The sequence below is a fragment of the Sphingobacterium sp. Lzh-3 genome (genome assembly GCF_046764375.1).
Taxonomy (GTDB): Bacteria; Bacteroidota; Bacteroidia; order Sphingobacteriales; family Sphingobacteriaceae; genus Sphingobacterium.
The window spans coordinates 775,886-790,320 of sequence record NZ_CP177226.1 but is presented as its reverse complement, the minus strand read 5'-3'; the positions used below and the strand labels follow the sequence as shown (position 1 = coordinate 790,320).

The 14,435-nt window shown below is 40.2% G+C and carries 15 protein-coding genes; 9 read left to right on the top strand and 6 right to left on the bottom strand.

What is annotated here, in order from left to right:
* The 6 genes from hisB to ACLCDV_RS03230 all read right to left on the bottom strand — a co-directional run bounded on the left by hisB (position 1) and on the right by ACLCDV_RS03230 (position 5,789).
* Positions 1–1,140, bottom strand: a complete 1,140-nt coding sequence (gene hisB / locus ACLCDV_RS03255; protein ID WP_075990986.1) for a bifunctional histidinol-phosphatase/imidazoleglycerol-phosphate dehydratase HisB — start codon at positions 1,138–1,140, stop codon at positions 1–3.
* A 4-nt stretch (positions 1,141–1,144) separates the two neighbouring features.
* The gene (hisC, locus tag ACLCDV_RS03250) at positions 1,145–2,203 is read right to left on the bottom strand and encodes a histidinol-phosphate transaminase (RefSeq protein WP_075990985.1); all 1,059 of its coding nucleotides are present in this window, start codon (positions 2,201–2,203) and stop codon (positions 1,145–1,147) included.
* A 227-nt stretch (positions 2,204–2,430) separates the two neighbouring features.
* On the bottom strand, positions 2,431–3,342 hold the full coding sequence (locus ACLCDV_RS03245) for a ribonuclease Z (RefSeq protein WP_411972900.1): 912 nt from the start codon (positions 3,340–3,342) through the stop codon (positions 2,431–2,433).
* A gap of 2 nt (positions 3,343–3,344) precedes the next feature.
* Complete coding sequence (locus ACLCDV_RS03240) at positions 3,345–3,725, bottom strand: STAS domain-containing protein (RefSeq protein ID WP_046672339.1); 381 nt, start codon at positions 3,723–3,725, stop codon at positions 3,345–3,347.
* A 33-nt stretch (positions 3,726–3,758) separates the two neighbouring features.
* Positions 3,759–4,709, bottom strand: coding sequence for a phosphoribosylaminoimidazolesuccinocarboxamide synthase (locus ACLCDV_RS03235; protein ID WP_411973925.1), 951 nt, complete (start codon positions 4,707–4,709; stop codon positions 3,759–3,761).
* A 114-nt stretch (positions 4,710–4,823) separates the two neighbouring features.
* Positions 4,824–5,789 (bottom strand): PhoH family protein, encoded by a 966-nt coding sequence (locus tag ACLCDV_RS03230; protein WP_046672338.1) that lies wholly within the window; start codon positions 5,787–5,789, stop codon positions 4,824–4,826.
* A gap of 350 nt (positions 5,790–6,139) precedes the next feature.
* Here ACLCDV_RS03230 and ACLCDV_RS03225 point away from each other — a divergent pair, with 350 nt between their 5' ends.
* From ACLCDV_RS03225 to ACLCDV_RS03185, 9 genes are all read left to right on the top strand, one after another.
* The gene (locus ACLCDV_RS03225) at positions 6,140–6,928 is read left to right on the top strand and encodes an S-adenosyl-l-methionine hydroxide adenosyltransferase family protein (RefSeq protein ID WP_286778475.1); all 789 of its coding nucleotides are present in this window, start codon (positions 6,140–6,142) and stop codon (positions 6,926–6,928) included.
* Between the two features lie 154 nt (positions 6,929–7,082).
* Complete coding sequence (locus tag ACLCDV_RS03220) at positions 7,083–7,637, top strand: hypothetical protein (protein WP_411972899.1); 555 nt, start codon at positions 7,083–7,085, stop codon at positions 7,635–7,637.
* Positions 7,638–7,798: 161 nt separating this feature from the next.
* A complete protein-coding gene (locus tag ACLCDV_RS03215) occupies positions 7,799–9,634 on the top strand; it encodes an ABC transporter ATP-binding protein (protein ID WP_411972898.1) in 1,836 nt (611 codons plus the stop codon).
* Positions 9,635–9,737: 103 nt separating this feature from the next.
* Complete coding sequence (locus tag ACLCDV_RS03210; RefSeq protein ID WP_317668474.1) at positions 9,738–10,136, top strand: hypothetical protein; 399 nt, start codon at positions 9,738–9,740, stop codon at positions 10,134–10,136.
* Between the two features lie 77 nt (positions 10,137–10,213).
* Positions 10,214–10,873: a heme exporter protein CcmB gene (locus ACLCDV_RS03205; RefSeq protein ID WP_411972897.1), complete on the top strand. Its 660-nt coding sequence runs from the start codon at positions 10,214–10,216 to the stop codon at positions 10,871–10,873.
* Positions 10,874–10,910: 37 nt separating this feature from the next.
* Positions 10,911–11,573: a cytochrome c biogenesis protein gene (gene ccsA / locus ACLCDV_RS03200; protein ID WP_046672333.1), complete on the top strand. Its 663-nt coding sequence runs from the start codon at positions 10,911–10,913 to the stop codon at positions 11,571–11,573.
* A 147-nt stretch (positions 11,574–11,720) separates the two neighbouring features.
* Positions 11,721–11,930 (top strand): CcmD family protein, encoded by a 210-nt coding sequence (locus ACLCDV_RS03195; protein WP_046672332.1) that lies wholly within the window; start codon positions 11,721–11,723, stop codon positions 11,928–11,930.
* Between the two features lie 20 nt (positions 11,931–11,950).
* Positions 11,951–12,934, top strand: a complete 984-nt coding sequence (locus ACLCDV_RS03190; protein ID WP_317668475.1) for a DUF6427 family protein — start codon at positions 11,951–11,953, stop codon at positions 12,932–12,934.
* A 175-nt stretch (positions 12,935–13,109) separates the two neighbouring features.
* Positions 13,110–14,435, top strand: coding sequence for a hypothetical protein (locus tag ACLCDV_RS03185; RefSeq protein WP_411972896.1), 1,326 nt, complete (start codon positions 13,110–13,112; stop codon positions 14,433–14,435).

The window sequence follows — 14,435 nt, the reverse complement described above, 5'->3', positions numbered from 1 at the left end:
TTACAATACTCCTTTTGTACTTGGCAATTGCATATGGTCGGCATCGCGTCTTACTGCTTTCTTGATAGATTTAGCAAAAGCTTTGAAAATCGCTTCGATCTTATGGTGCTCATTGTCACCTTCCGCTTTAATGTTTAAATTCGATCGTGAAGCATCTGAAAACGACTTAAAGAAGTGGAAAAACATTTCCGTAGGCATATCGCCGATCTTCTCGCGTTTAAATTCCGCATCCCACACAATCCAGTTGCGACCACCAAAATCCAATGCCACCTGAGCCAAACAATCATCCATTGGCAACGTATAGGAATAGCGCTCAATTCCACGTTTGTCCCCTAAAGCCTTCAAAAAGACTTCACCCAGTGCGATACCCGTATCTTCGATGGTATGATGTTCGTCGATATGAAGATCCCCTTTCGCCTTAATGGTCAAATCAAGTGCTCCATGTCTAGCCAATTGATCCAACATATGGTCGAAAAACGGCAATCCTGTTTCGATATCAGACTTACCCGAACCATCCAAATTCAACTGAATAAAAATATCCGTTTCATTGGTTTTCCGATGATGTTCGGCAGTGCGCGTACCCAATTTAAGGAATTCATACACCGTCTTCCAATCTGTTGTCTCTAAAGCTATAACAGTTGAATCTATCGCAAGGTTTTCCAAAGCACCTAATTGATCGTTAGCACGCAGCCAAATTGCCTTTGCACCGAGGTTTTGTGCTAATTTAACATCATTCACACGATCGCCGATGACGAAGGATTGGCTCAAATCGTATTTCGACGTATCAAAATAAGCTCCAAGCATACCAACTCCCGGTTTTCGGGTTTCCGCATTCTCGTGTGGAAAGGTTTTATCAATATGTTCCTCAGCAAACACTACTCCTTCTCCTGCAAACGTATCAATCACAAAATGATGGACTGGCCAGAAATTCTCCTCCGGATGGGAAGACGTTCCTAAACCATCTTGGTTGGAAACCAAGATCAATTCGAAATCCAGCTCCTTTGCGATACGTGGAAGATACTGCAAAGCACCAGGATAGAATTTTAATTTGGCAAAAGAATCGATTTGTTCGTCTTCAGGTTCCAAAATTAATGTTCCATCGCGGTCTATAAACAGTACACGTTTTAAGTTATCAGGCATAGTATTATTTATTGATTTGATTAAGTTTTTCTAACAATATTTGATTTTCTGCAGGTGTTCCAACGGTGATCCGCAGGCAGCCTTCACACAGTTCGACTTTGGATCTATCTCTAACGATAATTCCGTACTGAACCAGGTAATCGTAAACTTCACGTGGCTGTTCCATCTTGACCAGAATAAAATTGGCATCAGAAGGTGTAATATGCTGTACATAGTCCAGTTCGAGCAATTCACGCACGAGTTTCTCGCGCTCCGCCACCGTCTCCTTGATCCAGTCATTGACTTGATCAACCTGATCTAAGGCCTCCAATACAATATCTTGTGTAGCCTGGTTAATGTTGTATGGTGGTTTTATTTTATTGTAAACAGCTATAATCTCTTTACTGGCAAAAGCCATGCCCAGACGTAGGGCCGCAAGTCCCCAAGCTTTAGACAAAGTCTGCAAGACCACTAGATTGGGGTATTCAGCCAGTTCTTGCGTAAATGACTTGACAGCAGAAAAATTAATATAAGCCTCATCGACAACAACAAGCCCCTGAAAATTATTCAAGATCGTTTCAATATCCTGACGACGGATTGAGTTTCCTGTTGGATTATTTGGAGAACAGATAAAAATCAGTTTAGTATGTGCATCTATTGCATTGGCAATACCATCCAAATCCAGCTGGTAATCAGCAGTAAGGTTTACCTTTTTGAAAGCAACATCATTGATGTTCGCAGAAACTTCATACATCCCGTAGGTTGGCGGAACTAATATGACATTGTCAACACCAGGGGTACAAAATGCACGGTATAAAATATCAATAGCTTCATCACTTCCATTTCCCAAAAAGATATGCTCTGATGGTACACCTTTTATTTTAGAAAGTTTTGCTTTAACTTGATGTTGGAGAGGGTCTGGATATCGGTTGTAATCATGGTTTAAGGGGGATCCAAAAGGATTTTCATTGGCATCAATCAATATGGATGCCTCCCCTTTAAATTCATCTCTTGCGGATGAATAAGGTACGAGCTTCTTAATATTTTCCCGTAGTAGGTTGTTTAAGTTGAATGGATTATCCATTATAAAAAAATTAGAGCCGTAAACTTAGATAAATTGTTCATCATATGCAATATAATAAGCAATTATTCATAGGCGACTATTGGATGTTCAGTTGCTTTGATCAGCTTGTTCTACCTGGTAGTTTGCTTGTATCTATTCGTTTCGGGGTCCTGATTACTTCTCCTCTATCGCTATTTCAGTGGTCTTTACCCGTTAATCGCTAGGATATAAGAGAAAAATCAAAAAAACTAGACGGAAAACCATCTACCTTCCACAGAGAGTTCCGTATTTGGGAATACAGTTCTCGCTTCTTCCAATAGGGGATTTAAATCTCTGTACCGAGCTGAATAATGACCTAATAGCAACTTCTTTGCGTGAGTTTCCCGGGCGATTTCTCCAGCTTCCAGCGCTGTTGTGTGAAACGTCTCTTTTGCGCGATCAACCATATCCTGCAAGAATGTAGACTCATGATACATCAGATTAGCCTTTTGCACATAAGGCAGATATTCTGGCGTCCGTACGGTATCCGAACAATACACATAACTGCGCGATAAGGGAGCAGGAAGGCTCAGGTCGTCTGCACGATATACTGTACCGGTTTCATCGACGTAATCAAATCCTTTTTTGATCATCGGAAAATAGGCGGTCGGTATATTTAATTCCTGCACGACATCGCCCAACAATGTTCGCGCGCGGGGTCCCTCATCAAAACGAAAGCCGGTACAGGCAATACGATGCTTTAATGGAAAAGCACTTACTTTTAATGTTCTGTTTTCAAAAATAACGCCAGGCTGTTCCGGTGAAATCGGATGAAAAATAAGATTATAGCGTAAGATAGTCTCGGAATGCAAAAACTGCACGTCTAAAATTTCCTTTAACGCAGGCGGGCCATACAAATGGAGATCACTTTTTCGGCCGACAAGGTGCATCGATGAAAGCAGCCCCACCAAGCCCAAATAATGATCCCCATGCAAATGGCTAATAAATATATGTCCAATGCGATTACTTTTGATGCCATAGCGGCTGAGTTGCATTTGTGTGCCTTCTCCACAGTCTATCAAAAACAATTGCTCATTAAAGTTCAGCACTTGGCTAGTCGGATGACGATCAAACATGGGCGTCGCCGAGCTATTTCCTAATATCAGAACTTCAAACTTCATAATTAATCCTCAATTGCCCCACGATACTCAGATTCCAATTCGTGCGCAAAGATTAAATCCTCCGCAACCTTTAAAGATGGTGCTATTTTCAGCGATTTATCCAAATGCGACACACGAACCATATCCATTAGCGTTGGACAAAGATTAACCAAAATAAATATGCCACCAACAGACTGACATAAGCGATGGGCAAGTACGCCTAAACGGATACCTACCTCGTCCGTCTGCTTAACGTGGATCATATCTAAAACAATATTCCGTTGTCCAATTGTATTCCGCAACAAAAACTCCCCTTTGAGTTTGGCGGCATTATCCGCGTCAATCACATCGACATGAGGTTCAATGACAATATAGCGATCGTGCTTATCAATGGTATACTTCATTAGTCTATCTCCTTTGTTTGAGGATACAATGTACTAATAATTTAGCGTTTTCAAGGCGTTTGCCACATTTCTTTCCACACGTTCCAGTACGTTTTCCTGATTTGGATACACAAACTTCTCTCCGACTATATGCTCGTATAGCTCAATATAACGTTCAGAAATGGAAGCCACGATCTCATCGGTCATCTCCGGAACGACCTGACCGTCTTTCCCTTGGAAGCCATTTTCGATTAACCATTTGCGAACAAATTCCTTCGACAATTGCTTTTGTGGCTCCCCTTTTTCCTGGCGTTCCTGATAGCCTTCTGCATAAAAATAACGGGAGGAATCTGGTGTATGAATTTCGTCGATCAGCACAATTTTTCCGTCTTTTTTTCCAAACTCATATTTTGTATCCACCAATATTAGCCCTCTCTGCGCAGCAATTTCAGTTCCTCTTTGGAACAACGCTTTGGTATATTGCTCCAATTGAACATAATCTTCCTCGCTTACGATACCTTTTTTCAAGATATCGGCACGTGAAATATCTTCATCATGTCCAACAGCAGCCTTTGTTGTCGGTGTAATAATTGGCTCAGGCAATTTGTCATTTTCTTTCAGTCCTTCTGGCAATGCCTCACCACATACTTCACGTTTGCCTGCAGCATATTCACGCCAAGCGTGCCCCGACAAGTAACCCCGAATAACCATTTCTACTTTAAACGGCTCACACATTTGACCGATAGTTACACTTGGATCCGGAACAGATACAACCCAATTTGGAATAATATCAGCCGTAGCCTTTAAAAATTTGGCCGCAATTTGATTCAACACCTGCCCTTTATAGGGTATAGGACGTGGGAGTACCACATCAAATGCCGAAATACGGTCTGAGGCAACCATCGCCAAATAAGTATTGGCAATCGTATATACGTCACGTACTTTTCCTCGGTAAAAAGCAGTCTGATTGTCGAAATTGAAATTTGTTTCTTTTATAGCATTCATGTTCAAAGTAAAATTCAAATGTAAGTAATTGTTCATCGATGACTGCGTTTAATGGCATTCATAGATGCAGCGCATTAATTTAAGAGCTCGCTCGGCTCTATTTGCCTTTTAATATTAAATATCACCATAGGCTTCGAGGATGCGGCGAACCAATTTATGGCGAACCACATCTCCGCCACTGAGGTGGATAATGTCTATTCCTTCGATATTCTCCAATAAACGAATCGAAGTAGACAATCCAGATTGATTTTTTTTCGGTAAATCTACCTGTGTCATATCACCTGTAACGATAAATTTTGCCGTCGGCCCCATACGTGTCAAAAACATCTTCAGCTGCATATCCGTTGCATTCTGAGCTTCGTCCAGAATCACAAAGCAGTTATCTAGTGTTCGTCCACGCATAAATGCTAAAGGAGCGACCTCAATGGTCCGGTTTTCCAGATAACCTTTTAGCTTCTCTGCTGGAATCATATCGTCCAAGGCATCGTAAAGCGGTCTCAAATAGGGATCTACCTTCTCCTTTAAGTCGCCAGGTAAAAAACCGAGATTTTCGCCGGCCTCTACAGCAGGTCTTGTTAGAATGATCCTTTTGATTTCTTTATTGCGAAGTGCCCGAACAGCTAATGCAACCGCCGTATAGGTCTTTCCTGTACCCGCTGGTCCGATCGCAAATAAGATGTCATTTTTCGAAATACTATCCACCATCTTCCGCTGGTTGGCCGTACGTGCACGTACAATAAGACCATTAGGTCCATACACAATCGGTTCGGATCCAAAGGCTGCATGTTTGGCCGCAAGTTCTTTTTCTTGTTGGACTGCAGAACCTGCACTTGCTCCAAGGAGATTTTCAAAATCCAATAAAGTAATGTTGTTAAATTTCTCCAGATGAGCCATGACTTCCTTAAACGATTGCTCAAACAGATCTAATTCCTTCGCGTCTCCCAACACCTTCATTTCACTTCCGCGAGCTACAATCCGCAGTTTTGGGAATTGCTTCTTCAAATAATCGAAGTGCTCATTGTCTGCTCCCCATAATATGGGTAAATTCAGACCATCTAATGCAATTAGTAATTCGTTCAAATTTTATCCTATTTAGAATTAATTAGATTGTAGCCATTACACAATATCGTTGCTGTATAATACTATTCAAAATTAACGTATTCTAACGAAACAACCAAGAATATACACTGTACAAAAGACGATGATTTAGAAGCTCATGGAAACACTCCACAACGACACAAGAAGATTTCATTATACATAAAATCTTCGCTATGTTTGTGTATATCAATCGAAAAAAGAGCGATTCAAAATAAGTTATCCAATTAGCTTTATAAATCATCTGATAAATAGTAATTTTGTCCACTATTTAGATAAATTTAAAGGTATATTTAAGGGAATTCGACAGCAATTCGATCTAGGATTAGATTATAATGGCAGTAATTACATTAACAACAGACTTAGGACACAAAGATTTTTATCAAGCCGCGCTAAAAGGTAGTCTTTTATCGCAGTTGTCTGATGCCAATATTGTTGATATTACCCATGAAATCCCAGCCTTCAATATCCCTCGGGCAGCCTTTGTATTAGGTAACGCTTATCATTATTTCCCGAAGGGAACCGTACACATTATCGGAATTAATACCCTGTTTCATGAAGAGTCAAAATATATCGGCATGAAATACAACGATCATTATTTCGTCGGGGCCGACAACGGTATTTTCAGTCTATTGCTGAATGGTAATGAACCACAGGAACTCTATGAGCTCAACTTAATGCAAGACCTTCGGTATCTTCACTTTCCGCTTGCAGATATCCTTTCAAAATCCGCCTGTCATATTGCCAAGGGGGGCAAACTGAAAGAAATCGGAACTCCAATGCAACAGCTCATTGAAAAAGTAACTTTGCAGCCTATCTTCGACAAAGATATGATCCGAGGCAACGTTATTTATGTGGATGCTTTCGGCAACGCCATTACCAATATCTCAAAAGATCTATTCAATAAAGTTCAAAAAGGAAGGCACTTTGTCCTCTATTTCAAACGTAATGAAACCATTACCAATCTTTCCTGGCACTACAATGAAGTGGGAGAAGGAGAGAAACTTTGTTTATTTGGTATTTCCAACTACCTTGAAATCGCCATCAACAAAGGAAATGCAAGTCAGCTACTCGGGCTTCATGACGACGACTCCAATGTAATTCGTATCGAATTTAAAGATTAATTTCATAAATTCATCTTTGGTTCATTCGCTTCTTTTTTTCCTTAGTCAAACTGATCACAGCGCTAAAATTGCAGGCGTACCATCATGGCAAAATAAAATTTTACCATGAACGTTAGTTTAAACTAAACATTTGATAAATAGATCGTCCAAATACATGATGAAATTCTTAAGATTCCTACTTCCCGTCTCCGTTCTATTTTGCTTCTTTGGACAGGCCAAGGCGCAAAACAACCCAGACTCCAGCTCTTTTGAGGTACAACGAAGCCGTGTAAATGACCTACTCGATGCCCGTCAACAGAAATTCGGGGCTTATGATACGAGCCTCACACAAAAAACAGGACTTTTTGGTCTTTTCAAATCAAAGGGTGACATGCAAAAGAGCATCGATATCCTTAAAGATATCGTCATCACCGATAACAACATCTTCCTGGAAACTCAAAAACTATTGAAAATCAAAGATTTTGAAAAAGACAAGTTTCAACAGTTGGCAACCGATTACGACAAACAGGTCTCAGCCTATATAGGCACCATAAGCAAACTTCAAAAAGAAAACGAAAAGCTACGGGCACAGATTGACAAAACATCCGGCAACGGAGGTATAGGCAATATACTGCTCTATATCGCTTTACTTATTATCGCCGTATTAGGATATTTATGTTATAGATTTAAAGCGCAACAAACAGCTTCGAAACAACAAAATTTAAAATAAAGCGCCACAGCAATAAGCATCTGCATAACGGCATTCCGCTTAAAACTGCTGTTTAAAATAGAGAATGTACGATTCTGTTTAAAAAATTGACTAAAGTATGATAGCAAAATATTTTTAATCTCTTTACATTTGTCCTCGCAACAAAATTTGAAGTAGCGGATATGGCAAGAGGATTCAACAGCGGTAATAAACAAGAAGAAGATCTACCAAAACCAAAATTGAATAAGGAGCTCCTTTTGAGAGCGGCAAAAATAATGACCTATTTAAAACCCTATCGGTTTAAATTTGGGATCGGCATGTTTTTCTTGGTTTTATCAAGCTTGGCCATGCTGGCGTTTCCGGCCTTGCTCGGCGCTATGATTGACGCCGCCCAAGGCAAACAAACCTATCCGTGGCTTACACCACAGGTCTATTATATCGGCGGAATAGCTTTCATTATTCTGTCTTTTTTATCGGTCGTTTCTTTTTTTCGGATCCGAATCTTTGTTGAAATTGCAGAGCGGACCTTGGCCGCCCTCCGCAAAGACACCTATCTTAAGCTGATTTCACTTCCCATAGAGTTTTTTGCCAATCGCCGCGTCGGGGAGTTAAACAGCCGCTTGTCTGCAGATCTTTCACAGATTCAAGACACCTTGACAACAACGCTCGCCGAGATTTTGCGTCAATTGATTAGCCTTTGCTTTGGTGTGTTCTTATTGGTTTGGGTATCACCCAAACTCGCGCTCATGAACCTTTGTATTTTACCGATCATCGTTGTGGCTGCTATTATTTTTGGAAAATTTATCCGCGAATTGTCGCGACAAGCACAGGATAAAATGGCCGAGTCGAATAGTATCGTTCAAGAAACATTGTTGGGAATAAGCAACGTAAAAGCCTTTGTGAATGAATATTTCGAATTCAACCGTTACAGTAATCAGATGGATTCAGTCGTGAAATTAGCGGTCAAAGGAGCTACCTTCCGGGGGGCTTTTGCCTCTTTTATTATCTTCTGTATTTTCGGTGCTGTGATCGCAGTTATCTGGTATGGAGCAGCATTAGTTTCTATCCATGAAATGACAGTAGGCGACCTAACGACCTATATTCTATATTCGATGTTTGTTGCCGGTTCTATGGGCAGTTTTCCTGAGTTATATGCCAATATCCAACGCTCTTTGGGAGCGAGTGAACGGATTCTGGAAATTTTGGATGAGCCACAAGAAAACCTTAATGTAAAGCCGACTTGCAAGGAAGTCCACAGGACCATGACCGGTAAATTAAGCTTCAATCATGTTTCCTTTGCCTACCCAAGCCGTCCCGATATTGAAATCCTCAAAGACATCAACTTTACAGCCAATGCGGGTGATAAAATCGCCATAGTTGGCCCAAGTGGAACCGGAAAATCAACAATAGCTTCACTGATTCTGCAATTCTACACAGCAAAAAAAGGGGAAGTATGTTACGACGACAGACCGGCATCCGATTTTGAGCTTTGTGATATCCGCAATCAGGTCGCTATCGTACCACAAGATGTTTTGTTATTTGGCGGGACAATACGTGAAAATATAGCTTATGGCAAGCTCGAGGCTACAGAAGATGAAATTATAGCAGCTGCGAGACGTGCCAACGCACATCAATTTATTTTAAATTTCCCTGAAGGCTATGACACCATCGTTGGTGAACGTGGCGTTAAACTCTCCGGTGGTCAGCGCCAGCGCATTGCCATTGCCCGTGCACTTTTAAAAGACCCTGCAATTCTTATCCTCGACGAAGCCACCTCTTCCTTAGACTCAGAGTCAGAAAGACAGGTACAGGAGGCATTGGAGGAATTAATGCGTGGACGCACCTCAATCATTATTGCACACCGCCTATCGACCATTGTTGATGCCGATAAAATTATCGTTGTCGAAAATGGAATTGTATCCGAAAGCGGCACTCACTTTGAACTGCTCCAAAAAGAAAGCGGTCTCTATCAGCATCTGTATAATCTGCAGTCAAAACAGCAGAAAATTGATATGTAAAATTTTGTTAATTATTGATTCTTTTTAAACAAATTCACCCGGTGATTGTTCATTTGGTATCATACTTGATTATCATTTGAATATATAACAAAATAGAAGAATTATGAAAAATAGCAAAAATGGATTAGTGGCATTTGCTTTGGTAGGATTAGCTGCGGGAGCTGCTGCATGGTATCTTTTAGGAACTGATGATGGGAAAAAACAATTAGATCGTGCAAATGATGGCATTAAAAGCTTAACTAAGTCATTGAAAGATCTTTCAAAAAAAGAAGCTAAAAAGGCACAAAAACTCGCTAACAGAGCTTCGGCTGAACTAGACCATTTGAAAGCAAAGGCACAAGCAGCGTTCAGCAAGGCGTCAGATGATGCAGATGCACTGAAAAACAAAGCAAAAGAAGCCGGCAGAGAAGCTTTGGACCACGCCAATAATGCCGCTCAAAATTTGGCAAGCAAAATCGACAATACAACTGATGCTGCAAAGTCCAAAATTTCTAACGCATAAGTAAAAAAATAGCTTTTTTAAGAATTGATGATTCTGGTCACTCTCGTGGTCAAAATACATTTGTATCTTTGCTGCATATGACTTTGCTGCAACAGGTAAAAACTTTAATTCTTAAAGACATCATTCTGGAATGGCGTTCAAAATATGCTATTAACGGAATTCTACTATATGTCGTATCAACTGTTTTCGTTTGCTACCAAGCATTCAAATCAGTTGATACGGCTACTTGGAATGCATTATTCTGGATCATTATGCTCTTTGCTTCCATCAATGCAATCAACAAAAGCTTCGTCCAAGAAAACCCAAACCGACAACTTTACTATTATTCACTGGTCGATCCCAGAGCGATCATTTTAGCGAAAGTCATTTACAATATGATGATGATGACCCTGCTGGCCATCATTGCCTATTTTGTCTATTCCACGATATTCAGAAACCCTGTCGGTGATCCAACCCTTTACTTCATTTCGGTCATTTTGGGGAGCATTAGTTTTGCTACCGTTTTTACCATGATCTCCGGGATCAGTTCCAAAGCAGACAACAACAGCACCCTAATGGCCATCTTGAGTTTCCCCGCCATTATCCCGCTGTTAATCGTATTAATCAAACTTTCCCGCAATGCAATAGAAGGCCTGGAAAGGGCTTCCAGCAGCAAAGAAATAATCGTATTACTTGCAATTAATGTAATCACCATCACTATTTCTTTGTTGTTATTTCCGTACCTTTGGCGAGATTAAGTATCAGAATTGAGAACAAACTAAATTCAATTTATCCATGAGAAAAAAATGGTGGAAAATATTAGCGGTGATGATTATCTGTGCGGTCATTATCAATGGTCTTTTAGGACCTGTTCCCCGCCTATTCATCCTTCACGAAAGCATTCGAAATGTTTATTTTCATGTCCCAATGTGGTCTGCCATGTTCGTTATGTACTTGGTCTCTGTTATCTATAGTATTAAATACCTCAATACAGGCAAACAGGAGTATGATTTAATGGCCATTGAAGCTGTCAATACCGGAATAACATTTTGTTTTCTTGGACTTGCGACAGGTATGCTTTGGGCAAACATCACCTGGGGAGAACCTTGGCCAAATGATCCGAAGCTTAATGGCTCTGCAATAGCAACACTCATGTACCTGGCCTATTTGGTGCTCCGTAATGCGCTGGAAGAAGAGCAAAAAAGAGCCAAAATATCGGCTGTGTACAATATCTTTGCATTTCCAATTATCATCGTATTACTTTATATTCTACCGAAGATGACGGACTCTCTTCACCCTGGAAGTGGAGGAAACGCCGCCTTTGGCGATTTAAAAATGAGCAGCGAGCTGCGTCCTACATTTTATGCAGCGATGATTGGCTGGCCAATGATTGCAGCTTGGATCTGTTCACTTCGCTACAGGGTACGTTTGCTCGAAAAGAAAGATTTAAACGCATAGAATTGAACGGCTAATCCGATCCTTTATTTCTAAGATAGAGAAATCGGGTAGAGCACATTCTATAAAAAACAGGATATTACATAAATCAAACAGCGTGTATCGAATCATGTATTACACTGAAAACGACACGGATAATATTTTAAACAAATGAAAAAAATAACATTGTCAATCGCCTTACTACTCTTATCCACTTTGAGCACATTTGCACAAGATGATGTCGAGATGGCGACTGGATTGCGTAGCGAAGGTAAAATCTACGTTGTTGTATTGGTCATGTTGGTCATTTTTCTAGGTTTGGCTTTCTTCCTTTTTTTGCTCGATCGCCGTATCAGCAAATTGGAAAAAAAGAATAAATAGCATTTTATCGATCGCATACAATGATTATAAGTCAGTTTAGAAATTATTCACCCATCAATATTTTATTTCTATCCATCGTGGGTTTTGTCTTATGTTTAGGCATATTTCTTCACCTTCCGGACAAACTTGATTCTGTAATCTTTGAACCCGCATTGGGAAATTTATTGGGAGAAAATAACTTAATCAACCTCTCCCCCTCGACCAATGTTTTTATCACACTGATCTTAACGATCTTTCAGGCAACGATACTTAATCGCATCACAAGCCATTTTAACCTACTGGGGAAACCCAGCTTCTTGGTTGCTTTGATGTACATGACGTTGGCCAGCTTATTCTTACCATTTCTGGTTCTCTCCCCAACGCTGATCTGTAATTTCATTTCGATATGGATGCTGAGCAAGTTGCTTTCTCTCTATCGGCAGACAGATGTTAAAGCCGAAATGTTTGATCTCGGCATGATTGTCGGTATAGGAAGCCTGATCTACTTCCCATTTCTGAGTATGTTCTTCTTATTGTGGATAGGCCTGCTCATTTTTAGACCATTCAATTGGCGTGAATGGATCACACCATTGCTTGGACTGGCAACAGTGTACTTCATCTTGGCAGTTATCTATCTATGGATGGGAAAAATGGAACAATTCTATACCATTTGGCTGCCGTTTACCTACAAATTTCCCACAGCTATTCGTATCCAATTAGTCGATTATCTGGTACTTGTCCCGGTAATCTTTACTTTGATACTTTTCCTACTGGTATTAAAAGACAACTTTTTCAAGAGTGTTGTGCATATCCGCAAGTCCTTTCAATTGTTGTTTTTTATGTTATGCTTGGCGATAATCTCCTTTTATTGGAATAAAAAACTGACTGAGGCTCATTTTTTACTTTGTGCCCCTTCGATCGCCATCTATATGGCTTACTATTTCACTTACGCCAAAAAGAAATGGTTTTTTGAGGTCGTGTACGGCATTATAACACTCACCATCATCTACTTCCAGTTTTTCTAAACAACTGTACAACAAGTGTTTAACCTTTTTTAACAAAATCGGCTTAACAAGCTCGCAAAAATTGAATAGTTTTGTATGCGATTAAAAGCAAAGAACATTTAAGACAAGAGTCAAATAACTCGAAAATTTCACTAAAACTAAATAAACATTAGTTTCTCAATTTTATAGATTGACCATGCAGAAACGCTTTACAAGCTCTCTAAGAAATAAATCACTCCAACTGTTGTTAGCAGGTGGAATTTTAGCTAGTTCTACTACCGCATTTGCCCAAAAAACGACATCAGCATCACCTTATTCTCAATTTGGACTTGGTCAGATGCGTGAAGATTTATTGCCACAATATAGAGGGATGGGAGGGGTCAATACCGCTATCCGGAAAATCAATGGTGTATACAATACCAACCCGAGCAACCCTGCATCTTATTCTGCGACACAGTTTACAACCTTTGATGCTGGTTTATATGGAAATTACACCCAATTAAACTCGACAACCAGATCAGACAATACGGCTGACTTTGCTTTTAGCCACATCACCATGACTTTCCCGATGAAACGATTTGGCGGTATCAGTTTAGGTATCCTTCCTTATTCAGATATAGGCTATCGGACATCTTCAACAGGAACGGTAGATTCTAATCCTTATACGAAAGTGTTCACTGGCGAAGGTGGTTTAACTAAAGCCTATGCCGGTTGGGGGGTACGCATTGTAAAAGGCCTAAGTATTGGTGCCAATATGTCTTATCTATTTGGAACGCTAAATGATTATAGCCGTGTAGAATTTTTGCCTTCATCCGGAGCGTTAAATACCCAACAGCAAAATAAGCGTGAGATCCAAGGGATTATCTTCGATTATGGTCTACAATATGAACAACCTTTAAATAAAGAATATTCCTTGACCTTTGGTTATTCGGGATCCTTAAATAATAACATCAAAGAGAGAGCGACAGTATTTAACACCAGAATTACACCTTCATCCGATCCAGACAATCAAAATATTCCTTTGGATAGCACCTATGTTTCTGATCGTAGCAGCAGACATTTAACGCTTCCTTTGCGACATAATGTTGGAATCACACTGGCACGTAGTGGACGTTGGTTAGTTGGCGCTGATTTTAAATACGCAGATTGGTCCAGATTCCAAACAAGAGCGGGAGAAAACGAACTACGGAAGAATTATGGCGTCGCTATCGGAGGCCAGATAACTCCAGATGTTACTTCACTCAAGTATTTGAACCAAGTAGATTACCGAGTTGGTTTCAGATATAACAAAACACAATACTTCTTAAGTAACCAGAATATCAACGATATGGCGGTTACTGTAGGGGTAGGATTGCCATTGGCAAGAAACCAATTTTCAGGAGCTTTCTCTAAGATAAACTTTTCCGCAGAATTTGGCCAAATGGGCAAAATCAGCAATAATCTCCTACGCGAACGCTATATTAACTTTAATATCGGCTTTACCTTAAATGACCGCTGGTTTAGAAGAACACAATTTGATTAA